Raw genomic sequence first — 22,269 nt, forward strand, 5'->3', positions numbered from 1 at the left:
GTGATGCCGGGCGACAACCTGAAGTTCAACGTCGAACTGATCGCCCCGATCGCGATGGAAGAAAAACTGCGCTTCGCCATCCGCGAAGGCGGCCGCACCGTCGGCGCAGGCGTGGTATCCAAGATCCTCGCCTAAGCTGCGATGCAGGCTTAAGACCAAAAAGGCGCGCGGCGTTCCGCGCGCCTTTTTCATTGCCCTGAAAGGCCAAGACGATGACGACCTGTGTTCTGTGTGCCGCCCCTGACGCCAGCCCGGTGCAACTTGCGCCCGGTACAGACATTGCGGCACTGTGTAGGGTCTGCGCGGCAGCCTTGTCAGGCGAGATCACCCCTGGCCCGCGTTGGCGGTGTCTGGGCGATGCGGTCTGGTCAGAGCACGCGGGCAAGCAGATTGCCGCATATCGTTTATTGAAGGCCCTGACAGTGGAGCCTTGGGCCTCAGAGCTGCTGGAAACAGTCTATCTGGACCCTGAGGTGCTGGCCCGTGCCGAGGCGGGGCAGGGGGAGGCGTTGGCGGGCGTCGTTCATCGCGACAGTAATGGCGTGCAACTGGCGGCGGGTGATACGGTCATGCTGATCAAAGATCTGCCGGTCAAAGGGTCGTCGATGGTGGCCAAACGCGGGACGGCGGTACGCGGCATCCGGCTGGTCTATGACAATGCCGACCACATTGAGGGCCGGGTGAATGGCCAGACCATCGTGATCCTGTGCCAGTTCGTCAAGAAATCGGTCTGATCAGCGCAGCCCCATGCTGCTGAACTTCAGCTGCGGCGATTCAGCCTGATGAAAATGGTGCGCGGACTGCCCGCCAGAAGACCGGATTTTGCTTTCGGGCCTGCAACAGTGGGGCAGATGGTCAACGGCCTGTACCGACATTCCCGAAGGCAAGACGACAGGCAAGCCTGAAATGTGCGTGCTGGCCCAGACGCATCATGTCAGCAATTTGTTCGTGTCGGACGGACTGCAGTTTTCCACGGGTGCGGCGGAAAACGCGGCGCGTGCCATCGTGGCACTGGCGATCCGACAGGCAGATCACAGTGCGCGGGAAATCTCGGCGGGCAACATCTGACCACTGGCGCAAGGGCAGGGCCTGTGGATACCATCTGCGCGCCCCGCATTGTCGGGCAACAACCCGGTGGCCCATGAAAACCCTGCCCGATCTGTCTTATGGCCCGCGACCTCATCAGGCGTTGGATCTGATCCTGCCGGGCGCCCCCCGCGCGGTTGTGATCTATGCGCATGGCGGCGGCTTTACCAAGGGCAGTCGCAAGGAAACGACGGCTGTCGCATTGGCGGCGCAGCTTGCGCCCTTGGGCATTGCCGTGGTGTCGGTCAGCTATCGCTTGGGTGGCACGCTGCGCGACCTCGATGCTGGGGATCGCGCGCGTATGCGCCGCATGATGGCGGCCAGTGCGCGGTTTGGTTTGCGCCTGCATGCGCGGTTGTATGGCCCCGCGTTTGCCTGCGCGCTCTTAGACCTCGGCCAAGCTGTGGCTGCTTTGCGCACAGGAGCGGTTGCCCCGGACGTAAAGGGCCTGCCCATCACCATTCTTGGCATGAGCGCAGGCGGCATCGCGGCCCTGTCGCTGGCGCATCCACCACGGGTTTGGGCGGGGCGTCTGGCGCAGCCTGATGCCGTTCTGGCGGTGTCGGCGGCAATGGTCCAGCCTTGGTGTCTTCGGCCCGGTGGCCCGCCTTGTGTTATGCTGCACGGACCTGTCGACAGGATCATTTCACCACAGGATGCACGTCTGGCTGCAACGACGGCACAAGACAGACGGGTCGATCTGCTTCTGATCGTCACCGACACCCCAGGCCATGTGCCGCAACTGACACGGTTGATACACGGGACCGCACCAGATGGCCGTCCGGGCTTGAGTTTGCTGACCGATCTGGTTGCGCGAACGGGTGTGTGTTAGAGTGATATCTCGATGATGGAGGATGATATGGACCTGACAGGCTGAACCGTTTCGCGCAACGTGTCATGCTGAAAGGGGCATCCCATGCCATTCCTGAACCAAAATGCCATGCATCCGCTGGTGTTTCCCGACGGTCGCACGCACCTTGGCATGGTGCATCTGAACCGCGTCATCAACCATCCGAACATGTGCATCGGCGACCACAGCTACGCCAATGATTTCTCGCCGCCGGAGGATTGGGCCTCACATCTGGCCCCCTATCTTTATCCGGGCGCGCCGGAGCGTCTGAGCATCGGTCGGTTTTGCCAGATTGCCCATGGCGCGCGGTTTATCACGGGCTCGGCCAATCATGCCATGGGTGGGTTTACCACCTATCCATTTGGCGTGTTTGACCGTGAGACACTGGCCGCATATCGCGACAGCTTTGCCGGACGGCCCGATGCCAACCCCGATACCATCATTGGCCATGATATCTGGATCGGGCACGGCGCACTGATTCTGCCGGGTGTCAGCTTGGGCCATGGCGTGATCGTCGGGGCTGGGGCGGTGGTGGCGCGCGATGTGCCTGACTATGCCATCGTGGTCGGGAATCCGGCCCGTGTGACAAGACTGCGTTTTGCGCCGCATGTGATTGCGCGGCTTGTTGCGTTGGCATGGTGGGATCAGCCGTTGGCAAGGGTTCAATCGGCGCTTCCTGCCCTGCTTGGTACTGACATTGACAAGCTGGAAGCCGCGTTTGCCCCTTGACGGGCGCGGGGCTGTGACGTAACCCACCGCGCAAGGTAGGGGTATAGCTCAGTTGGTAGAGCGACGGTCTCCAAAACCGTAGGTCGCGGGTTCAAGCCCTGCTGCCCCTGCCAGTTTCCACATCGATTACAATGCCACGGATTTGCCGTGATTTCTTCGCGGCTGCGCTGCAATCTTAGGCCACCTTGTCGGCGAGTATGTGTTGGCATGGGTGCGCTGTGATGAAAAACGTCTTCAAAGGCCGCTGGATTTCGCAGTTGGTTCTGGCAATCTTTTTCCTTGGATTTGCGGCGGCGGCCTATACCGGGCTGATGTAGATCGAAAAAGGGAAAGCTGCTGCGCGCAGTGCAGGCCTGCCCGAGGCGGTCTCTTAAGGAGATTTTCAGGCATGGAGCGATCTGCACCCGGCTGATGAAGTGCATGTCATCGCCAAAACCGTCATGAAGCTGAATTACAAGCTGGAGATGACGCGCAAGCGCAAACTGTCGTCTTCTGTCGAAGAGCGGACGGTGCTTTTCCTGTTCGGGCCAGAAGACAGCGAGGGCAGCAAGACGGTGCGCGCGGCGTTGCTGCTGGACAGCAATGATCTTGACCGCTGGGGTGCCCAGGAGTTCGAGCCGGGACTTGTGTCCATCACCGACACCGAGGCCGTGCTGCGGCTGAACGGACAAACGGTCACCAGCCCGAACCTTAAATCCCTGGCCGAAGATGCCTTGATCGAACGCGAGCTGACCAAATCGCCAGACTTTTTCTATATCGAAAGCTGGGGACGCGGCGGGCGCGATGCGGCTTTGGCCCCCGATCCTAACTCTGCACTGATGATCGGTGGTGGGCTTGGGGCTGTTGGTCTGATTTTCCTGCTGGGGGCGATTCGCCGGTTTATGCGCCGTCACAAGGTGGTGGAACAGCAAGAGCGTCTGGCGCAGCAGGTTGAACTGGCCCGTGCGGCCATGATTGCCCAATACAGGGCACAGGGTCTTGCGGTTCCCGATGCGCTGACCATGCCGCTGAAGCCGCGCAAGTCGCGCAGCAAGATGGTGATGGCGGTGTTGCTGGTGGTGGTCGTGGGAAGCGTCGGGCTGGAAAAACTTGGGGTGCTGGACGACGCGCTGTTTGCCCTGCCACTTCTGGCGCTGGGGCTGATCATGCTGGGCGTGCGCTATGTGTTCAAAAAGACTATCGACGGGGTGGCACGGATCGGAGCCACGGTTGCCCAAAACGTTGTGCCGGAACGCGCAGACCCACCGTCTCCGTCGCGGTATGGGCCAAAGTTCAAACCGATGACCGACTCTGCGCCGCTGCCCGAAAACCCGCTGCGGGTCAGCGACAACAACACACCGAAACAGCCGGTTATCCAGTCGGTGCCCTCTCTTGCGGCATGGGTATCTGCGGGACTGTCTGCGCCGGCATTGATCAAATGGGCCCCTTTCGGGATTGGCGTGATCATCATGGTGGTGTCATCAAAGCTGTTTGGGACCTTGGGGCTGTCCGGCACCATGGGCAGGCGCGCAACGCCTGAGGACATCGGGGCACAGGTGGCCAGTGCCCCGGCGGAACATAGACTACCCCAACGACCCCTGGGCACGTCTGGACCGTATGACGGCTGCCGAGCGCGCGGGAGGTTAGGTATGAACGGTTCCGGCTTGAATTCGCGAGGCCAAGCGCGTATCTGACCGCAAAACCCCAGATGACCGGACCCAAGCAAATGGCCAAGACCAACCCCCTTCAGTTTGTTCAGCAAGTGCGCGGCGAAGTGGCCAAGGTCGTTTGGCCGAACCGGCGTGAGGTGGTTCTGACCACGATCATGGTGTTCATCATGGCCGCTCTGACCGCCACGTTTTTCAGCCTCGTCGACCTTGGCATCCGCACAGGTCTGGCTGCGCTGTTCACCTCGTTCTAAGCGGCAAGATTCGCGTTAGCCCTTGAAATCCAAGGCTGGGGGGGGTATTCGGCCCTCTGTTAAAGGGCAGTCCGGCGCGCAATGATTCGTGTTGCGCGCTGTTTTTTGTTCCTTCAAGGCGGCAAGCGGTTTATCGCAAGTCGTTAGAAATACATGAATTTCGGGCAGTTTTTGCTCGGGCAGACAAGGTGAAACGGGCATGGCCAAGCGGTGGTATTCGGTAAGCGTCCTCTCGAATTTCGAGAAGAAAGTTGCCGAACAGATCAAAACGGCCGTGGCTGAGGCGGGTCTGACGGAAGAAATCGACGAAGTTATGGTCCCCACCGAAGAGGTGATCGAAGTTCGCCGCGGGAAAAAAGTGACATCGGAGCGGCGCTTTATGCCCGGTTATGTGCTGGTGCGGATGGAGATGACGAACAAGGGCTACCACCTGATTTCGTCCATCAACCGCGTGACAGGCTTCCTTGGCCCGCAGGGCAAACCGATGCCGATGCGGGACTCGGAAGTGAATCAGATTCTGAACCGTGTTGAGGAAGGTGAGGCTGCACCGCGCAACCTGATCCGCTTTGATGTGGGCGAAAAGGTCAAGGTAACCGACGGCCCGTTCGAGGGCTTCGACGGTATGGTCGAGGATGTGGACGAAGAGCACAGCCGCCTGAAGGTGTCTGTGTCGATCTTTGGCCGTGCAACCCCGGTTGAATTGGAATTCACTCAGGTCACCAAAGGGCTCTGAGTGTATCGCGTGGGAGGCGAGCGCTGCATGCAAGTGCAGTGACGGACCGAACCACTAAACCGCGCCAAATCCGGCGCAGTGAAAGAGGAGAGGCCAAATGGCCAAGAAGATTATCGGCAGCCTGAAGCTGCAAGTCAAAGCGGGCCAAGCCAACCCATCCCCGCCGGTCGGTCCGGCACTGGGTCAGCGCGGCCTGAACATCATGGCGTTCGTCAAAGAATTCAATGCCAAGACCGCTGAAATCACCCCCGGCACCCCGACGCCTGTGATCATCACCTATTATCAGGACAAGTCGTTCAGCCTTGAGTTCAAGACTGCTCCGGCATCGTTCCTGCTCAAGCAGGCTGCTGGTCTGCCGCCCGTGGGCAAGCGTAACCGCGCTAAGGGTTCGGTCAAGCCGGGCCACATGGTCGCCGGTAAGGTCAGCGTCGCGCAGATCCGCCAGATCGCCGAAGCCAAGATGAAAGACCTGAACGCCAATTCCATCGAAGCGGCGATGCAGATCATCCTTGGCTCTGCCAAGTCTTGCGGCATTGAAGTGAAGGGCTGATCATCATGGCAAAAGTTGCAAAACGCACCGCCGCCGCCCGCGCTCTGTTTGACGGCAAAAACCTGGTGTCCGTCGAGGACGCTGTGGCGCTGATCAAAAACGCTGCCTCGGCAAAGTTCGACGAGACGCTGGAAATCGCGATGAACCTTGGCGTTGACCCGCGCCACGCTGACCAGATGGTCCGCGGTGTGGTCCAGTTGCCGAACGGCACGGGTAAGACCGTCCGCGTCGCTGTGTTCGCCCGTGGTGCCAAGGCTGATGAAGCCAAGGCCGCTGGTGCGGACATTGTTGGTGCAGAAGACCTGATGGAAATTATTCAGTCGGGAAAAATCGAGTTCGACCGTTGCATCGCGACGCCGGACATGATGCCGATCGTTGGCCGTCTGGGCAAAATCCTTGGCCCGCGCAACCTGATGCCGAACCCAAAGGTCGGCACGGTTACGATGGACGTTAAAACCGCTGTCGAAGCTGCCAAGGGCGGCGAAGTGCAGTTCAAGGTCGAGAAAGCCGGCGTGATCCATGCCGGTATCGGCAAAGTGTCGTTCGACGAGGCCAAGCTGGCCGAAAACGTCCGCGCTTTCGTTGATGCGGTGACCAAGGCTCGTCCGACCGGTGCAAAAGGCGCATACCTGAAGAAAGTGTCGCTTTCTTCGACCATGGGCCCCGGCGTTGCCGTGGACCTGACCTCGGCTTCGGCCTGAGGCAATTGAATTCCTGACCCTTCGGGGAAGGGATGGCCGGGCGGATACGCCCGGTCCTGTCCGAGACGGTGGGTGGCCATCTGGCCTTAATCTTCCTGCCTGAGATGGGGAACGAGACGAAAATCGCCTATCGGCGATCTTGGCCTACGGAACCCTTCGCGGACCCGAATGCCCCAGACGATCGGGGCCAACTTGAGCCGGGGGGAGACCCCCATACTTGGAGTGAAACTGTGGATAGAGCCCAGAAAGAGAAAGTGGTCGAGGAACTCGGCCAAATCTTCGAAAGCTCTGGCGTTGTGGTGATTGCTCACTACGCGGGAATGACGGTTGCACAGATGCAGGACCTGCGCGCAAAAATGCGTGAAGTAGGTGGGTCCGTTCGCGTTGCCAAGAACAAGCTCGCCAAGATCGCCCTTGAAGGCAAACCCGGTTCTAAAATGGGTGACCTTCTTACGGGCATGACCGTATTTGCCTACTCGGAAGATCCTGTCGCTGCGGCGAAGGTGACCGAAGCTTATGCCAAGGGGAACGACAAGTTCGTGATCCTCGGCGGTGCTATGGGCAATGACGTTCTGGACCAGGCTGGTGTCAAAGCCGTGGCTTCCATGCCGTCGCGTGAAGAGCTTATCGCTCAGATCGTGTCGTGCATCGGTGCTCCGGGCTCGAACATCGCTGGTGCGATTGGCGCGCCTGCTTCGAACATCGCAAGCATCCTGTCGACCATCGAAGAAAAGGCAGCCGCCTGATCTTCGCGTCTCGCGTGGGTTGATCTCACGTCGTTGGAACCCATCTTTATTAACGGAATGAAAAAATGGCTGATCTGAACAAACTCGCCGAAGAAATCGTTGGCCTGACCCTTCTGCAGGCTCAGGAACTGAAAACCATCCTGAAAGACACCTATGGCATCGAGCCAGCTGCTGGTGGCGCTGTCATGATGGCTGGCCCGGCTGCTGGCCCGGCTGCTGCTGTTGAAGAGCAGACCGAATTCGACGTCGTCCTGACCGATGCTGGCCCGAACAAGATCAACGTGATCAAAGAAGTTCGCACCATCACCGGCCTGGGCCTCAAAGAAGCCAAGGATCTGGTCGAAGCTGGCGGCAAAGTGAAAGAAGCTGTGACCAAAGCTGACGCAGAAGGCTTCAAGAAGAAGCTGGAAGAAGCTGGCGCCAAGGTCGAGCTGAAGTAAGCGCGCTTTGCGGAGCAATCCGCAGCGATGATTTGAGGCTGGGGATGGAGCAATCCGTCCCCAGCCAATCGCGTCTTGATAGGTGTTTCTGCGGAAATGTCTTTCCAGGTGCGGCGCGGCTCGGGAGCGGTCCTACGGGACGGACCGCATGAATAGAGCCAACCCCCCTTCGCCAGCGGCGAGTGCCCGTGGCCCGACGGCCATTCGCCAGCGACACGAGAAAAAAAGGTGACGACAAGCATGGCGCAAGCTTATGTAGGCCAGAAACGCATCCGCCGCTATTATGGCAAGATCCGTGAAGTTCTGGAGATGCCGAACCTGATCGAGGTTCAGAAATCCTCATACGATCTGTTCCTGAACTCGGGTGAGGGCCCGAAACCTTCGGATGGCGAAGGCATTCAGGGTACGTTCCAGTCGGTGTTCCCGATCAAGGACTTCAACGAAACGGCGGTTCTGGAATTCGTGAAATACGAGCTGGAAAAGCCAAAATACGACGTTGATGAATGCCAGCAGCGTGACATGACCTATGCGGCACCGCTGAAGGTGACGCTGCGTCTGATCGTGTTTGATGTTGATGAAACCACTGGGGCACGGTCGGTCAAGGACATCAAGGAACAAGAGGTCTATATGGGCGACATGCCCCTGATGACCTCGAACGGGACGTTCATCGTGAACGGCACCGAGCGTGTGATCGTCAGCCAGATGCATCGTTCGCCCGGCGTTTTCTTTGACCACGACAAGGGCAAGACCCATTCGTCGGGCAAACTTCTGTTTGCATGCCGCATCATCCCGTATCGCGGGTCGTGGCTGGACTTTGAGTTTGACGCAAAGGACATCGTGTTCTCGCGCATTGACCGCCGCCGGAAGTTGCCGGTGACGACCCTGCTCTATGCCCTTGGGCTGGATCAGGAAGCGATCATGGATGCATATTACAACACCGTTGGTTACAAATACCTGAAGAACAAAGGCTGGGTCACCAAGTTCTTCCCTGAACGTGTGCGCGGCACCCGTCCTGCCTTTGATCTGGTCGATGCGGCTACCGGCGAAGTCATTCTGAAGGCGGGTGAAAAAGCCACGCCGCGGATGGTGAAAAAGTGGGTGGATGACGGTGAGATCACCGAACTTCTGGTCCCGTTCGACCACATCCTTGGCCGCTATGTTGCTAAAGACATCATCAACGACGAAACCGGCGAGATCTGGGTTGAAGCCGGTGACGAGCTGACATGGGAGCTGGACCGCGACGGCGAAGTCAAGGGCGGCAGCGTCAAGGTGCTGTTGGATCAGGGCATCACCGATATTCCGGTGCTGGACATCGATAACGTCAATGTCGGCCCCTACATCCGTAATACGATGGCCGCCGACAAGAACATGGGTCGCGACACCGCGCTGATGGACATCTATCGCGTGATGCGCCCCGGTGAGCCGCCGACTGTTGAAGCAGCATCGCAGCTGTTTGACACGCTGTTCTTTGACAAGGACCGCTACGACCTGTCCGCTGTTGGCCGCGTGAAGATGAACATGCGTCTGGATCTGGGCAAGCCAGATACCCAGCGTACGCTGGATCGTGACGACATCATCGCCTGCATCAAGGCGCTGACTGAATTGCGCGACGGCAAAGGCGAGATCGACGATATCGACCACCTCGGCAACCGTCGTGTTCGCTCTGTTGGCGAACTGATGGAAAACCAGTATCGCGTCGGCCTGCTGCGGATGGAGCGCGCGATCAAAGAGCGTATGTCGTCTGTCGAAATCGACACGATCATGCCGCAAGACCTCATCAACGCCAAACCCGCTGCGGCTGCGGTGCGTGAATTCTTCGGCTCGTCGCAGCTGTCGCAGTTCATGGACCAAACCAACCCGCTGTCGGAAGTCACCCACAAGCGCCGTCTTTCGGCTCTTGGGCCTGGCGGTCTGACGCGTGAACGTGCTGGCTTTGAAGTGCGTGACGTTCACCCGACCCACTATGGCCGGATGTGCCCGATTGAAACGCCGGAAGGTCAGAACATTGGTCTGATCAACAGCCTCGCGACATTTGCCCGCGTGAACAAGTATGGCTTCATCGAAACACCGTATCGCAAGGTGATCGACAACAAGGTGACCGACGAAGTCATCTATATGTCGGCCACGGAAGAAATGCGTCACACGGTTGCGCAGGCAAACGCGGCACAGGACTCTGAGGGGCGTTTCACCGATGACCTGATTTCCAGCCGGAAAGCAGGCGAATTCATGCTGAACCCGCCAGATGCGATCGACCTGATCGACGTCTCGCCCAAACAGCTTGTGTCGGTTGCGGCCTCCTTGATTCCGTTCCTTGAAAATGACGACGCTAACCGCGCCCTGATGGGTTCGAACATGCAACGTCAGGCGGTTCCGCTGCTGCAAGCCGATGCGCCATTCGTGGGCACCGGGATTGAAGCAGTTGTGGCGCGCGACTCTGGCGCTGCCATCATGGCTCGCCGCTCGGGCATCATCGACCAGGTCGATGCCACCCGTATCGTTGTGCGTGCGACCGAAATGCTGGAACCGGGCGAGCCGGGCGTCGACATCTACCGTCTGCGTAAGTTCAAACGGTCGAACCAGTCGTCCTGCATCAACCAGCGCCCGCTGGTGAAGGTGGGTGATACGGTCGAACGCGCGCAGGTCATCGCTGATGGCCCGTGCACCGACTTTGGCGAACTGGCACTTGGCCGGAACATCATCGTCGCGTTCATGCCATGGAATGGCTACAACTACGAAGACTCCATCCTGATCTCTGAACGCATCCTGCGTGACGACGTGTTCACCTCGATTCACATCGAGGAATATGAAGTCGCGGCCCGCGATACGAAGCTGGGGCCTGAGGAAATCACCCGCGACATTCCGAACGTCGGTGAAGAAGCGCTGCGCAACCTCGACGAGGCTGGCATCGTCTACATCGGTGCCGAAGTGGCTCCGGGTGACATTCTGGTCGGCAAGATCACGCCAAAGGGTGAAAGCCCGATGACGCCAGAAGAAAAGCTGCTGCGCGCCATCTTTGGTGAAAAAGCGTCCGACGTCCGCGATACCTCGCTGCGTCTGCCGCCGGGTGCTTATGGCACGATCGTCGAGGTCCGGGTGTTCAACCGTCATGGCGTCGACAAAGACGAACGCGCGCTTCAGATTGAGCGTGAAGAAGTCGAACGCCTGGCACGCGACCGTGACGATGAGCTGACCATTCTGGAGCGCAACATCTACTCGCGCCTGAAGACGCTGGTAATGGGCAAGACGGCTGTCAAAGGCCCGAAAGGCATCAAGTCGGGGTCGACCATTGACGATGAACTGCTGGGCACGCTCTCGCGCGGCCAGTGGTGGCAGCTTGCTCTTGGCGAAGAAGCCGAGGCCAAGGATGTCGAAGCCTTGCACGACCAATATGAAGCCCAGAAGCGCGCTCTTGAGCACCGCTTTGAGGACAAGGTTGAAAAAGTCCGTCGCGGCGACGATCTGCCTCCGGGCGTGATGAAGATGGTAAAAGTGTTCGTCGCGGTGAAGCGCAAGCTGCAACCGGGTGACAAGATGGCCGGTCGTCACGGTAACAAGGGTGTTATCTCCAAGGTCGTCCCGATCGAGGATATGCCGTTCCTTGCCGATGGTACTGCCGTTGATCTGGTTCTGAACCCGCTTGGGGTTCCGTCGCGGATGAACGTCGGGCAGATCCTTGAAACCCACATGGGTTGGGCCGCACGCGGTCTGGGTCTGCAGATCGATGAAGCGCTGAAAGAGTATCGTCGCAATGGTGACATGACCCCGGTCAAGGAAGCCATGCGGATTGCTTACGGCGACGAGACCTATGCCGAAGCGTTTGAAGGCCGCAACGACGATGATCTGCTGGAACTGGCAGGCAACGTGACCAAAGGCGTGCCGATTGCAACGCCAGTGTTCGATGGTGCCAAAGAAGTGGACGTGAACGACGCGCTGACGCGTGCCGGGTTCGACACTTCGGGTCAGTCGGTGGTGTTCGATGGCCGCTCGGGTGAGCAGTTCCAGCGTCAGGTGACAGTGGGCGTGAAATACATGCTCAAGCTGCACCACCTTGTCGATGACAAGCTGCACGCGCGTTCGACTGGTCCTTACAGCCTTGTGACCCAGCAGCCGCTGGGTGGTAAGGCGCAGTTCGGTGGTCAGCGTCTTGGGGAGATGGAGGTCTGGGCTTTGGAAGCTTACGGCGCCGCCTATACCCTGCAAGAGATGCTGACGGTCAAGTCGGATGACGTGGCTGGCCGGACTAAAGTCTATGAAAGCATCGTCAAGGGCGAGGACAATTTCGAGGCCGGCGTTCCGGAATCGTTCAACGTTCTCGTCAAAGAGGTCCGCGGTTTGGGCCTCAACATGGAACTCCTGGATGCGGAGGAAGAGTGAGCGAAAGGCGGGGTGAACCCCGCCCTACGCCCAGACGGTAGGGCGGGGTTCACCCCGCCACGCCGAATCTTTCCCCGCCGCCCTTATTCTCAGGAATTGAAATGAACCAGGAACTCAGCACCAACCCGTTCAACCCGGTGGCCCCCGTCAAGACCTTTGACGAGATCAAGATCAGCCTGGCTTCGCCAGAGCGGATTCTGTCGTGGTCATTCGGTGAGATCAAAAAGCCCGAAACCATCAACTACCGCACGTTCAAACCAGAGCGTGACGGTCTGTTCTGCGCGCGTATCTTTGGCCCGATCAAGGATTACGAATGCCTGTGCGGCAAATACAAGCGCATGAAATATCGCGGCGTTGTCTGCGAAAAGTGCGGCGTTGAAGTCACGCTGCAAAAAGTCCGCCGCGAGCGAATGGGCCACATCGAACTGGCTGCACCCGTCGCACACATCTGGTTCTTGAAATCGCTGCCAAGCCGCATCGGCCTGATGCTGGACATGACGCTGCGCGATCTGGAACGTATCCTGTACTTTGAGAACTATGTGGTCATCGAGCCCGGTCTGACAGATCTGACCTATGGTCAGCTGATGACCGAGGAAGATTTCCTCGACGCGCAGGACCAGTACGGCGCTGACGCTTTCACCGCCAACATCGGTGCCGAAGCGATCCGCGAAATGCTGGCCGCGATTGATCTAGAACAGACCGCCGACACGCTCCGCGAGGAACTCAAGGAAGCGACTGGCGAGCTGAAGCCGAAAAAGATCATCAAGCGTCTGAAGATCGTCGAGTCTTTCCTCGAATCCGGCAACCGTCCGGAATGGATGGTTCTGACCGTTCTGCCGGTGATCCCGCCAGAACTGCGCCCGCTGGTTCCGCTGGATGGTGGCCGCTTTGCGACCTCCGACCTCAACGACCTGTATCGCCGCGTGATCAACCGCAACAACCGTTTGAAGCGGCTGATAGAGTTGCGCGCGCCCGATATCATCGTGCGCAACGAAAAGCGGATGCTGCAGGAAGCTGTGGATGCCCTGTTTGACAACGGCCGTCGTGGCCGCGTGATCACGGGCACCAACAAGCGCCCGCTGAAATCGCTGTCCGATATGCTCAAGGGCAAGCAGGGCCGCTTCCGTCAGAACTTGCTGGGTAAGCGCGTCGACTTCTCAGGTCGTTCGGTCATTGTGACCGGGCCAGAGTTGAAACTGCACCAGTGCGGTCTGCCAAAGAAGATGGCGCTCGAACTGTTCAAGCCGTTCATCTACAGCCGTTTGGAAGCCAAGGGCCTGTCCTCGACAGTCAAGCAGGCGAAAAAGCTTGTGGAAAAGGAACGTCCCGAGGTTTGGGATATTCTGGATGAAGTCATCCGCGAACACCCGGTTCTGTTGAACCGCGCGCCGACGCTGCACCGTCTGGGTATTCAGGCGTTTGAACCGATCCTGATCGAAGGTAAAGCAATCCAGCTTCACCCGCTGGTCTGCGCGGCGTTCAACGCCGACTTTGACGGCGACCAGATGGCTGTTCACGTGCCGCTCTCGCTGGAAGCCCAGTTGGAAGCCCGCGTGTTGATGATGTCCACCAACAACGTGCTGTCGCCTGCCAACGGTGCGCCCATTATCGTGCCATCGCAGGATATGGTCCTTGGTCTGTATTACACGACCATGGAACGCAAAGGCATGGTCGGCGAAAACATGATCTTCACCAATGTGGATGAGGTCGAACACGCCCTTTCCGCTGGTGCGGTCCATCTGCACGCCAAGATTCAAGCGCGCATCAAACAGATCGACGAGCATGGCAACGAAGTCTGGAAACGCTACGAGACCACGCCGGGCCGTCTGCGTTTGGGCAACCTGCTGCCGCTGAACGCAAAAGCTCCGTTTGAACTGGTCAACCGCTTGTTGCGGAAAAAGGACGTGCAGAACGTCATCGACACCGTCTACCGCTATTGCGGTCAGAAAGAGTCGGTCATCTTCTGCGACCAGATCATGGGCATGGGCTTCCGTGAAGCGTTCAAGGCTGGCATTTCGTTCGGTAAGGACGACATGCTGATCCCTGAGAACAAGTGGGATATCGTCGGCGAAGTCCGCGATCAGGTGAAAGAATTCGAACAACAGTACATGGACGGCCTGATCACTCAGGGCGAAAAGTACAACAAGGTTGTCGACGCCTGGTCGAAGTGTAACGACAAGCTGACCGAAGCCATGATGTCGACCATCTCGGCCCCTCGTTTCGATGCCAATGGCGCGGAACAAGAACCGAACTCGGTCTATATGATGGCGCACTCTGGGGCGCGTGGTTCGGTTAGCCAGATGAAACAGCTGGGCGGGATGCGCGGCCTGATGTCGAAGCCAAACGGCGCGATCATCGAGACCCCTATCATCTCGAACTTCAAGGAAGGTCTGACCGTTCTTGAATACTTCAACTCGACCCACGGCGCCCGTAAGGGTCTGTCGGACACAGCGTTGAAGACGGCAAACTCGGGCTATCTGACCCGTCGTCTGGTCGACGTGGCTCAGGATTGCATCGTGCGGGCCCATGACTGCGGCACCGATCGTGCGATCACGGCGCAAGCTGCGGTCAACGATGGTGAAGTGATCCAGACCCTTGCAGACCGCGTTCTTGGCCGGGTTTCGGCTGATGACGTGCTGGTTCCCGGCACCGATGAAGTGCTGGTGGCCGCAGGCGAGCTGATCGACGAGCGCCGCGCTGACCTGATTGATCAGGCCGGTGTTGCGGTCATGCGCATCCGCTCACCGCTGACCTGTGAGGCCGAAGAAGGCGTCTGCGCCATGTGCTATGGTCGTGACCTTGCACGCGGCACCCTGGTTAACCAGGGTGAAGCGGTCGGCATTATCGCCGCCCAGTCCATCGGTGAACCGGGCACGCAGCTGACGATGCGGACTTTCCACATCGGCGGTATTGCGCAGGGTGGCCAGCAGTCCTTCCTCGAAGCCAGCCAAGAGGGCAAGATCGAGTTCCGCAACGCGAACCTGTTGGAAAACGCGAACAAGGAACTGATCGTAATGGGTCGGAACATGTCGATTGCGATCATCGACGATGTTGGTCAGGAACGCGCAGTCCACAAGATCACCTACGGTTCCAAGGTTCACGTTAAAGACGGGGCCGAGGTCAAGCGTGGCGCCAAGCTGTTCGAATGGGACCCCTACACCCTGCCGATCATCGCTGAAAAAGGCGGTGTGGCGAAGTTCGTCGATCTGGTCTCGGGGATCTCGGTCCGCGATGACACCGATGATGCAACTGGCATGACCCAGAAGATCGTGTCCGACTGGCGTTCTGCGCCAAAGGGCAATGATCTGAAGCCAGAAGTCATCGTGATGGACCCCGCAACCGGCGAACCCGTGCGCGGCGAAAATGGCAATCCGATTTCCTATCCGATGTCGGTGGATGCCATCCTGTCGATCGAAGACGGACAGGATATCAAGCCTGGTGACGTTGTGGCCCGTATCCCGCGCGAAGGCGCCAAGACCAAGGATATCACCGGGGGTCTTCCCCGCGTGGCTGAATTGTTCGAGGCCCGTCGTCCGAAGGATCACGCGATCATCGCCGAAATGGATGGCTACGTCCGCTTTGGCAAAGACTACAAGAACAAGCGCCGCATCACGGTTGAACCCGTGGATGAGACGATGACCGCCGTGGAATACATGATCCCCAAGGGCAAGCACATTCCCGTTCAGGAAGGTGATTTTGTCCAGAAGGGCGACTACATCATGGACGGCAACCCAGCTCCGCACGACATCTTGCGGATCCTGGGTGTCGAGGCGCTTGCGAACTACATGATCGACGAAGTGCAGGACGTGTATCGTCTGCAAGGCGTTAAGATCAACGACAAGCATATCGAAGTGATCGTGCGTCAGATGCTGGTCAAACTGGAGGTGCTGGACGGTGGCGATACCACGCTGCTGAAGGGCGAGCAGATCGAGAAAATCGAGCTGGACGAAGAAAACCTGAAGGCCCGCAATCGTGGTGGGCGTGAGGCACGGGCGGAACCGGTTCTGCTGGGCATCACCAAGGCGTCGCTTCAGACCCGTTCGTTCATCTCGGCGGCCTCGTTCCAGGAAACCACGCGAGTGCTGACCGAAGCTTCGGTTCAGGGCAAGCGCGACAAACTGGTCGGCCTGAAAGAGAACGTCATCGTTGGCCGTCTGATCCCGGCGGGCACTGGTGGCGCGACCAGCAAGGTCAAAAAGATCGCGTCAGATCGCGATACAGATGTGATCGAGGCGCGTCGCGGTGAGGCTGAACAAGCTGCTGCTCTGGCCGCTCCGATGGAAGATGTGATGGAAAAGGAGGTCGGTCTGGCCGATCCCTTTGACAGCCGCGACTGATCTGACGGATTGAAACATCAAGCCCCCGCCAGCCGTGACGCTGGCGGGGACTTTCTTTTTCAGGGCTGTTTCGGAGCACCTGCCGCCCATTGGGCCATGTATGCGTCACGGCTTGCTATCACATCACTCAAAGTAAGATTTACTCGGTGCGGTAGAAAGCCAGCTTCAAACAGGTGGTGACAGGCCATTTCGGCATCAATCAAGTATGGTCCCTTCAGGGGGCCGTGAACGGGCAAAGGCGTTAGCCCGACGTACAGATAATGCGCTTCATAGAGGCCGCAGGCTTGATCAATGCTGGGAAAAGTCGTGCTTACTGACCCGGTTCGCACAAGATATGCGACCTTTTGCGCCTTGTTTGCATAGACCACGTTGTGCATGGCCGATCCGATTGATCCGACGATATGGGTTGCCCCCGCAAAAGCCGAGATCTGTTCTTCCATACTGACGACAGAAGGGTCGAGCATTCGATATCCCTGTCGTTCCAATTCCTTGGAAACCACATCTTCTCCGAACACCTGTGCAACCCCTTGTCCTCGCATGACGAAAAGGTGCGTGCCGTAGTCGGGGTATTTGCCATGCGAAAGCGCCGCGGTGCGAACTTTGTCAAAGAAGAGGAGAAAGTCGGGGTGCGCGTGCTTTCGCTCCACAAGAGCGGGTTCTGGGATGATCAGCCGTTTGACTTCAACCAAATGGCCCCTTGGAACAATGTGGGTCTTGATCCCGGCCAGTGCAAAAAGCTTTTGAAAGTAAGAAGGCACAACATCGGTTTCGGCTTGAAACTGCAAAATCAGCGGTAGTGACGGTTCGTTTTTCAGAAGCCACCATGACCGGGCGGTACTTTCCACCATAAGATGCACGAAATGGGGAAACAGCGTCCCGCCAAAGACACCAACTGACAGGCTTGCAGTGGGGTCCGGCAATGAAGGATATGGCACGGTTGCGCAGTCCATCCCTGAAGCCAGCAAACGCCAGAGGCAGCTTTCAGGAATCAAAGTGCCGTCTGACGCATATGCCCCGCCGCGATACTGGAGCGGCACACCTTGAACGATCTCCTTTCCAGGAACCCGCGCATCATTCTCGACGACATGTCCTCAATAAGTGGCCAGCCGAGGGGACTCTATGTGCCGCGCTTCATGATTGGGACGCTTCCCTGACGTAAAAATGCGCCCGGCCAAAGGCGGAGCCGTGTATGCAGCCCGCTCTGGTATAGGGTCCGTTGGTGCCTTGGCTTTCAGGCCATCATCAGATTCGGTCACTGACTGGAGGCGTTGCTTTAGCGAGCGAAATATCTTGCCGAAAATCATCCCAATCGTCTCCACGCTTGCTGCAGCAATCTATGAACGACATGTCACAAGCAGTCGAGACATTGCTCTGGATTGTATCCCACACATCTCTGCCCCTTTTCGCCACGCGTGACGCGGCCTAAGCATCTCCATAGGTAGGAGACGGCGATGCAGCTTTCAGACAATGCGCGCGGTGCGGTCTATATGATGGTGGCGATGGCAGCTTTTACGCTGAACGACACCGCGATGAAGGCGCTGACGCAGGATGTGCCGTTGTTTCAGGCGATTGCCATGCGTGGCGTGCTGACCCTGCTGGGGCTGGTCGTTCTGGCGATGGCCTTGGGCCAGTGGAGGGCCCGGCTTCCCCGGCGCGATGGGGTGGTTGTTGGCATTCGATGTGTGGCCGAAGTTGTCTCGACCGTGTTGTTTCTGGCCGCGCTTGTGCATATGCCATTGGCGAACCTGTCCGCGATAATGCAGGCGCTGCCTCTGGCGGTTACCTTGGCGGCGGCGCTGGTGTTCAAGGAAGTGATTGGCTGGCGACGGATGACGGCCATTCTGATCGGGTTTGTCGGGGTGCTGATCATAATCCGCCCCGGACCTGACGGGTTTGATATCTGGTCGCTTATGGGGCTTGGATCGGTGGTCTTTGTGCTGGTGCGCGATCTGGCGTCGCGCAGTGTCAGCCGGGCGGTGCCCTCGGTGATGGTGGCGGTCTGGGCCTCGGCTGCGGTGACGGCGACGGCCACGCTGGCCAGTCTGGCTAGCGGCTGGGTGCCGCTGAACGCGGGGCAGGGAGGGCTGGTGGCAGCGGCGGCGGCGGCACTGGTGATCGGCTATTTGTTTTCCGTCATGGTGATGCGGGTGGGCGACATCAGTTTTGTGGCTCCTTTCCGCTATACTGCGCTGATTTGGGCAATTTTTCTGGGCTGGCTGGTCTTTGGGTCATTGCCGGACCCGCTCACCCTGATAGGCGCGGCTTTGGTGGTGGCGACCGGCATTTTTACCCTGTGGCGTGAGCGCAAGATCAAGGCCCGCAAGGCCTGAGCAAGCCCTGTTCTGCAAGGCGCCTGCTGTTGACATCCCACGCGACTCCCCCTATACGCCCGCCTATCTGACATGCAGAGAGATCCGCATTTCGGGACCAGAATGCTTGATGTGGTCAAGATCCGGGTTGAAATGCCCCGATCCTCTGAAATTCCACCGCGTCATCCCTGCGTTGGGGATGATTGCGGTTTTGTGCTTTGCGATTCGCGCAAAACACACGTCGAGAAGCAGTGCCCCAAGGTTTGGGGCGAGTATTGACAGCAACACGAGGAACGTGAATGCCGACTATTCAGCAGCTCATCCGCAAACCGCGGGAGCCAAATGTGCGCAAGTCCAAGTCGCAGCACTTGGAATCTTGCCCCCAGAAGCGCGGTGTTTGCACCCGCGTTTACACCACCACGCCAAAGAAGCCGAACTCGGCTATGCGGAAAGTCGCCAAAGTGCGCCTGACCAACAGCTTTGAAGTGATCTGCTACATCCCCGGCGAAAAGCACAACCTTCAGGAGCACTCTGTGGTTCTGATCCGTGGCGGGCGTATCAAAGACCTTCCGGGTGTGCGTTACCACATCCTGCGCGGTGTTCTGGATACCCAGGGCGTGAAAGATCGTCGTCAGCGTCGTTCGAAATACGGCGCCAAGCGTCCGAAGTGAGGGTTTGAAATATGTCTCGTCGTCACGCCGCTGAAAAACGCGAAATTCTGCCTGATGCCAAGTACGGTGATCGGGTTTTAACCAAGTTCATGAATAACCTGATGCTGGACGGAAAGAAATCCGTGGCAGAATCCATCGTTTATGGCGCGCTTTCCCGTGTGGAAACCCGTCTGAAGCGCGAACCGATCCAAGCTTTCCATGAAGCGCTGGAAAACGTGAAGCCATCCGTCGAAGTGCGTTCGCGCCGCGTCGGTGGTGCAACGTATCAGGTTCCAGTAGAAGTGCGCACCGAGCGCCGCGAAGCTCTGGCCATCCGCTGGCTGATCATCGCTGCCCGCAAGCGCAATGAGAACACCATGGAAGAACGTCTGGCTGCTGAACTCTCGGACGCGGTGAACAACCGTGGCACCGCAGTGAAAAAGCGCGAAGACACCCACAAGATGGCCGACGCAAACAAAGCGTTCAGCCACTACCGCTGGTAAGGGGTTCCTATGGCACGCGACTATCCGCTTGAGCGCTATCGCAATTTCGGCATCATTGCACACATTGATGCCGGCAAAACCACCACGTCCGAGCGCATTCTGTACTACACAGGCAAATCCCACAAGATCGGTGAGGTGCATGATGGCGCCGCAACGATGGACTGGATGGAGCAAGAGCAAGAGCGCGGGATCACGATCACCTCGGCTGCGACCACCACCTTCTGGGAACGCACCATTGATCCGGGTCTGGACCACGCTGCAAAAGACAAATACCGCTTCAACATCATCGACACCCCCGGACACGTTGACTTCACCATCGAGGTCGAACGTTCGCTGGCGGTTCTGGATGGCGCTGTCGTTCTGTTGGACGGCAACGCAGGCGTTGAGCCACAGACCGAAACCGTGTGGCGTCAGGCTGACCGGTACAAGGTTCCCCGGATCGTGTTCGTCAACAAGATGGACAAGACCGGCGCTGACTTCATGAAGTGCGTGCGCATGATCAAGGATCGGACCGGGGCAAATGCTGTTCCGATCGTTCTGCCGATTGGCGCTGAAGACAAACTCGAAGGCATCATCGATCTCGTGACCATGGAAGAATGGGTCTATGAGGGCGAAGATCTGGGTGCGTCCTGGACCCGTCAGCCGATCCGTGCCGAGTTGAAAGACGAAGCCGACGAATGGCGCATGAACCTGCTGGAAACAGCAGTCGGTCAAGACGACGACGCCATGGAAGCCTATCTTGAAGGCAATGAGCCATCGGTTGACACGCTGCGCGCGCTGATCCGCAAGGGGACGCTGGCGATTGACTTTATCCCCGTGATGGCTGGTTCGTCGTTCAAGAACAAAGGCGTGCAGCCGCTGCTGAACGCCGTGATCGACTATCTGCCAAGCCCGCTGGACGTGCCGCCCTACATGGGTTTTGCGCCCGGCGACGAGACGGAAACCCGTAACATCGCCCGTTCGGCAGATGATGCGCAGCCCTTCTCGGCTCTGGCGTTCAAGATCATGAACGACCCCTTCGTCGGCTCGCTGACCTTTACCCGGATCTATTCGGGCAAGCTGGCCAAAGGCGACGCCATGATGAACGCGACCAAGCAGCGCAAAGAGCGCGTTGGCCGTATGATGATGATGCACGCTATCGAACGCGAGGAAATTTCCGAAGCGTTTGCCGGCGATATCATTGCGCTTGGCGGCCTGAAGGAAACGACCACGGGGGATACCCTTTGTGATCCGGCGCAGCCTGTCGTTCTGGAAACCATGACCTTCCCGGTCCCGGTGATCGAGATCGCGGTTGAACCAAAGACCAAGGCCGACCAAGAAAAGATGGGCATCGCTTTGGCCCGTCTGGCAGCAGAAGACCCGTCCTTCCGTGTGGAAACCGATATTGAATCGGGCCAGACGATCATGAAGGGCATGGGCGAGCTTCACCTCGACATCCTCGTTGACCGTATGCGCCGCGAGTTCAAGGTCGAGGCGAATATCGGTGCGCCGCAGGTGGCTTATCGCGAAACGATCTCGCGCGAGCATGAAATCGACTACACGCACAAGAAGCAGACCGGTGGTACGGGTCAGTTTGCGCGCGTGAAGCTGATCATCTCGCCGACCGAACCGGGCGAAGGCTATTCGTTCGAGGCCAAGATCGTGGGTGGTGCGGTTCCCAAGGAATACATCCCCGGCGTTGAAAAGGGCATCAAGTCGGTTATGGACTCTGGCCCGCTGGCGGGCTTCCCTGTGATCGACTTCAAGGTTGCGCTGATTGACGGCGCTTACCACGATGTTGACTCCAGCGTTCTGGCCTTTGAAATTGCAGCCCGTGCTGCGATGCGTGAAGGTCTGAAAAAAGCTGGCGCGAAGCTGCTTGAGCCGATCATGAAAGTCGAAGTCGTCACCCCGGAAGAATACACCGGCGGCGTCATCGGCGACCTGACCTCGCGTCGGGGCATGGTGACGGGGCAAGACAGCCGCGGCAACGCCAACGTGATCTCCTCGATGGTCCCGCTGGCCAACATGTTCGGCTACATCAACACCTTGCGCTCGATGACCTCGGGGCGTGCAGTGTTCTCGATGGAGTTTGACCATTACGACGCTGTTCCACAGAACCTCTCGGAAGAGATCCAGAAGAAATACGCTTAACGGTGTGGCGGGGTGAACCCCGCCCTACCACCCCCGTAGGGCGGGGTTACCCCGCCGCATCCGACCCATGAATGAGGAGTTGCCCAGATGGCAAAGGCAAAGTTTGAACGGAACAAACCGCACGTCAACATTGGCACGATTGGCCACGTTGACCACGGCAAGACGACGCTGACGGCGGCGATTACGAAGTATTTCGGCGATTTCAAAGCCTATGACCAGATTGACGGT

18 protein-coding genes, 1 tRNA gene and 1 pseudogene are annotated in these 22,269 nt (G+C 58.5%); 19 read left to right on the forward strand and 1 reads right to left on the reverse strand.

Annotated elements, in window-relative coordinates:
* The 14 genes and pseudogenes from tuf to rpoC form a co-directional block, all read left to right on the forward strand.
* Positions 1-135, forward strand: a pseudogene (gene tuf, locus Q8K08_RS04220) (elongation factor Tu); the annotation flags it as partial.
* A gap of 77 nt (positions 136-212) precedes the next feature.
* Positions 213-734, forward strand: a complete 522-nt coding sequence (locus tag Q8K08_RS04225) for an alkylphosphonate utilization protein (RefSeq protein WP_304803638.1) — start codon at positions 213-215, stop codon at positions 732-734.
* A 407-nt stretch (positions 735-1,141) separates the two neighbouring features.
* On the forward strand, positions 1,142-1,918 hold the full coding sequence (locus Q8K08_RS04230; protein WP_305249289.1) for an alpha/beta hydrolase: 777 nt from the start codon (positions 1,142-1,144) through the stop codon (positions 1,916-1,918).
* An 84-nt stretch (positions 1,919-2,002) separates the two neighbouring features.
* Positions 2,003-2,665, forward strand: coding sequence for a CatB-related O-acetyltransferase (locus Q8K08_RS04235; protein ID WP_305249290.1), 663 nt, complete (start codon positions 2,003-2,005; stop codon positions 2,663-2,665).
* Positions 2,666-2,702: 37 nt separating this feature from the next.
* Positions 2,703-2,778: transfer RNA gene (locus Q8K08_RS04240), tRNA-Trp, on the forward strand.
* A gap of 327 nt (positions 2,779-3,105) precedes the next feature.
* Entirely contained in the window at positions 3,106-4,338 is a 1,233-nt protein-coding gene (locus Q8K08_RS04245; RefSeq protein ID WP_305249291.1) for a hypothetical protein, read from the forward strand.
* A 32-nt stretch (positions 4,339-4,370) separates the two neighbouring features.
* Positions 4,371-4,565 (forward strand): preprotein translocase subunit SecE, encoded by a 195-nt coding sequence (secE, locus tag Q8K08_RS04250; RefSeq protein ID WP_304803640.1) that lies wholly within the window; start codon positions 4,371-4,373, stop codon positions 4,563-4,565.
* Positions 4,566-4,764: 199 nt separating this feature from the next.
* Positions 4,765-5,298, forward strand: a complete 534-nt coding sequence (nusG, locus tag Q8K08_RS04255; RefSeq protein WP_304803628.1) for a transcription termination/antitermination protein NusG — start codon at positions 4,765-4,767, stop codon at positions 5,296-5,298.
* A 97-nt stretch (positions 5,299-5,395) separates the two neighbouring features.
* Positions 5,396-5,848, forward strand: coding sequence for a 50S ribosomal protein L11 (gene rplK, locus Q8K08_RS04260; protein WP_304803626.1), 453 nt, complete (start codon positions 5,396-5,398; stop codon positions 5,846-5,848).
* 5 nt (positions 5,849-5,853) lie between these two features.
* On the forward strand, positions 5,854-6,549 hold the full coding sequence (gene rplA, locus Q8K08_RS04265; RefSeq protein ID WP_304803622.1) for a 50S ribosomal protein L1: 696 nt from the start codon (positions 5,854-5,856) through the stop codon (positions 6,547-6,549).
* A gap of 230 nt (positions 6,550-6,779) precedes the next feature.
* The gene (gene rplJ / locus Q8K08_RS04270; protein WP_304803619.1) at positions 6,780-7,295 is read left to right on the forward strand and encodes a 50S ribosomal protein L10; all 516 of its coding nucleotides are present in this window, start codon (positions 6,780-6,782) and stop codon (positions 7,293-7,295) included.
* Between the two features lie 65 nt (positions 7,296-7,360).
* The gene (gene rplL, locus Q8K08_RS04275; protein ID WP_304803616.1) at positions 7,361-7,735 is read left to right on the forward strand and encodes a 50S ribosomal protein L7/L12; all 375 of its coding nucleotides are present in this window, start codon (positions 7,361-7,363) and stop codon (positions 7,733-7,735) included.
* 240 nt (positions 7,736-7,975) lie between these two features.
* Positions 7,976-12,109 carry a DNA-directed RNA polymerase subunit beta gene (gene rpoB, locus Q8K08_RS04280; RefSeq protein ID WP_305249292.1) on the forward strand — a complete coding sequence of 1,378 codons (4,134 nt, stop codon included), beginning with the start codon at positions 7,976-7,978 and terminating at the stop codon, positions 12,107-12,109.
* A 101-nt stretch (positions 12,110-12,210) separates the two neighbouring features.
* Entirely contained in the window at positions 12,211-16,446 is a 4,236-nt protein-coding gene (gene rpoC, locus Q8K08_RS04285; protein WP_305249293.1) for a DNA-directed RNA polymerase subunit beta', read from the forward strand.
* 59 nt (positions 16,447-16,505) lie between these two features.
* Here the strand turns inward: rpoC and Q8K08_RS04290 are convergent, their stop codons facing one another.
* Positions 16,506-17,396, reverse strand: a complete 891-nt coding sequence (locus Q8K08_RS04290) for a DUF563 domain-containing protein (protein ID WP_305249294.1) — start codon at positions 17,394-17,396, stop codon at positions 16,506-16,508.
* 501 nt (positions 17,397-17,897) lie between these two features.
* On the opposite strand from Q8K08_RS04290, the gene Q8K08_RS04295 reads away from it, so the two are divergent.
* The 5 genes from Q8K08_RS04295 to Q8K08_RS04315 all read left to right on the forward strand — a co-directional run.
* Positions 17,898-18,776, forward strand: a complete 879-nt coding sequence (locus Q8K08_RS04295; RefSeq protein ID WP_305249295.1) for a DMT family transporter — start codon at positions 17,898-17,900, stop codon at positions 18,774-18,776.
* A 278-nt stretch (positions 18,777-19,054) separates the two neighbouring features.
* A complete protein-coding gene (gene rpsL, locus Q8K08_RS04300) occupies positions 19,055-19,426 on the forward strand; it encodes a 30S ribosomal protein S12 (RefSeq protein ID WP_174539645.1) in 372 nt (123 codons plus the stop codon).
* Between the two features lie 11 nt (positions 19,427-19,437).
* Positions 19,438-19,908, forward strand: coding sequence for a 30S ribosomal protein S7 (gene rpsG / locus Q8K08_RS04305; protein ID WP_304801239.1), 471 nt, complete (start codon positions 19,438-19,440; stop codon positions 19,906-19,908).
* A gap of 9 nt (positions 19,909-19,917) precedes the next feature.
* Positions 19,918-22,041, forward strand: a complete 2,124-nt coding sequence (fusA, locus tag Q8K08_RS04310) for an elongation factor G (protein WP_304801238.1) — start codon at positions 19,918-19,920, stop codon at positions 22,039-22,041.
* 87 nt (positions 22,042-22,128) lie between these two features.
* A partial coding sequence (locus Q8K08_RS04315) for a GTP-binding protein (protein ID WP_305249296.1) occupies positions 22,129-22,269 on the forward strand: 141 nt, incomplete at its 3' end.

The organism is Pseudotabrizicola sp., assembly GCF_030684215.1.
Classification (GTDB): Bacteria; Pseudomonadota; Alphaproteobacteria; order Rhodobacterales; family Rhodobacteraceae; genus Pseudotabrizicola.

What these genes read in the sequence shown, in the direction of transcription:
- Q8K08_RS04225 (WP_304803638.1), top strand. Translation starts at nt 213, where the DNA reads ATGACGACCTGTGTTCTGTGTGCCGCCCCTGACGCCAGCCCGGTGCAA.
- Q8K08_RS04230 (WP_305249289.1), top strand. Translation starts at nt 1,142, where the DNA reads ATGAAAACCCTGCCCGATCTGTCTTATGGCCCGCGACCTCATCAGGCG.
- Q8K08_RS04235 (WP_305249290.1), top strand. Translation starts at nt 2,003, where the DNA reads ATGCCATTCCTGAACCAAAATGCCATGCATCCGCTGGTGTTTCCCGAC.
- Q8K08_RS04245 (WP_305249291.1), top strand. Translation starts at nt 3,106, where the DNA reads ATGAAGCTGAATTACAAGCTGGAGATGACGCGCAAGCGCAAACTGTCG.
- secE (WP_304803640.1), top strand. Translation starts at nt 4,371, where the DNA reads ATGGCCAAGACCAACCCCCTTCAGTTTGTTCAGCAAGTGCGCGGCGAA.
- nusG (WP_304803628.1), top strand. Translation starts at nt 4,765, where the DNA reads ATGGCCAAGCGGTGGTATTCGGTAAGCGTCCTCTCGAATTTCGAGAAG.
- rplK (WP_304803626.1), top strand. Translation starts at nt 5,396, where the DNA reads ATGGCCAAGAAGATTATCGGCAGCCTGAAGCTGCAAGTCAAAGCGGGC.
- rplA (WP_304803622.1), top strand. Translation starts at nt 5,854, where the DNA reads ATGGCAAAAGTTGCAAAACGCACCGCCGCCGCCCGCGCTCTGTTTGAC.
- rplL (WP_304803616.1), top strand. Translation starts at nt 7,361, where the DNA reads ATGGCTGATCTGAACAAACTCGCCGAAGAAATCGTTGGCCTGACCCTT.
- rpoB (WP_305249292.1), top strand. Translation starts at nt 7,976, where the DNA reads ATGGCGCAAGCTTATGTAGGCCAGAAACGCATCCGCCGCTATTATGGC.
- rpoC (WP_305249293.1), top strand. Translation starts at nt 12,211, where the DNA reads ATGAACCAGGAACTCAGCACCAACCCGTTCAACCCGGTGGCCCCCGTC.
- Q8K08_RS04290 (WP_305249294.1), bottom strand. Translation starts at nt 17,396, where the DNA reads ATGGACTGCGCAACCGTGCCATATCCTTCATTGCCGGACCCCACTGCA.
- Q8K08_RS04295 (WP_305249295.1), top strand. Translation starts at nt 17,898, where the DNA reads ATGCAGCTTTCAGACAATGCGCGCGGTGCGGTCTATATGATGGTGGCG.
- rpsL (WP_174539645.1), top strand. Translation starts at nt 19,055, where the DNA reads ATGCCGACTATTCAGCAGCTCATCCGCAAACCGCGGGAGCCAAATGTG.
- rpsG (WP_304801239.1), top strand. Translation starts at nt 19,438, where the DNA reads ATGTCTCGTCGTCACGCCGCTGAAAAACGCGAAATTCTGCCTGATGCC.
- fusA (WP_304801238.1), top strand. Translation starts at nt 19,918, where the DNA reads ATGGCACGCGACTATCCGCTTGAGCGCTATCGCAATTTCGGCATCATT.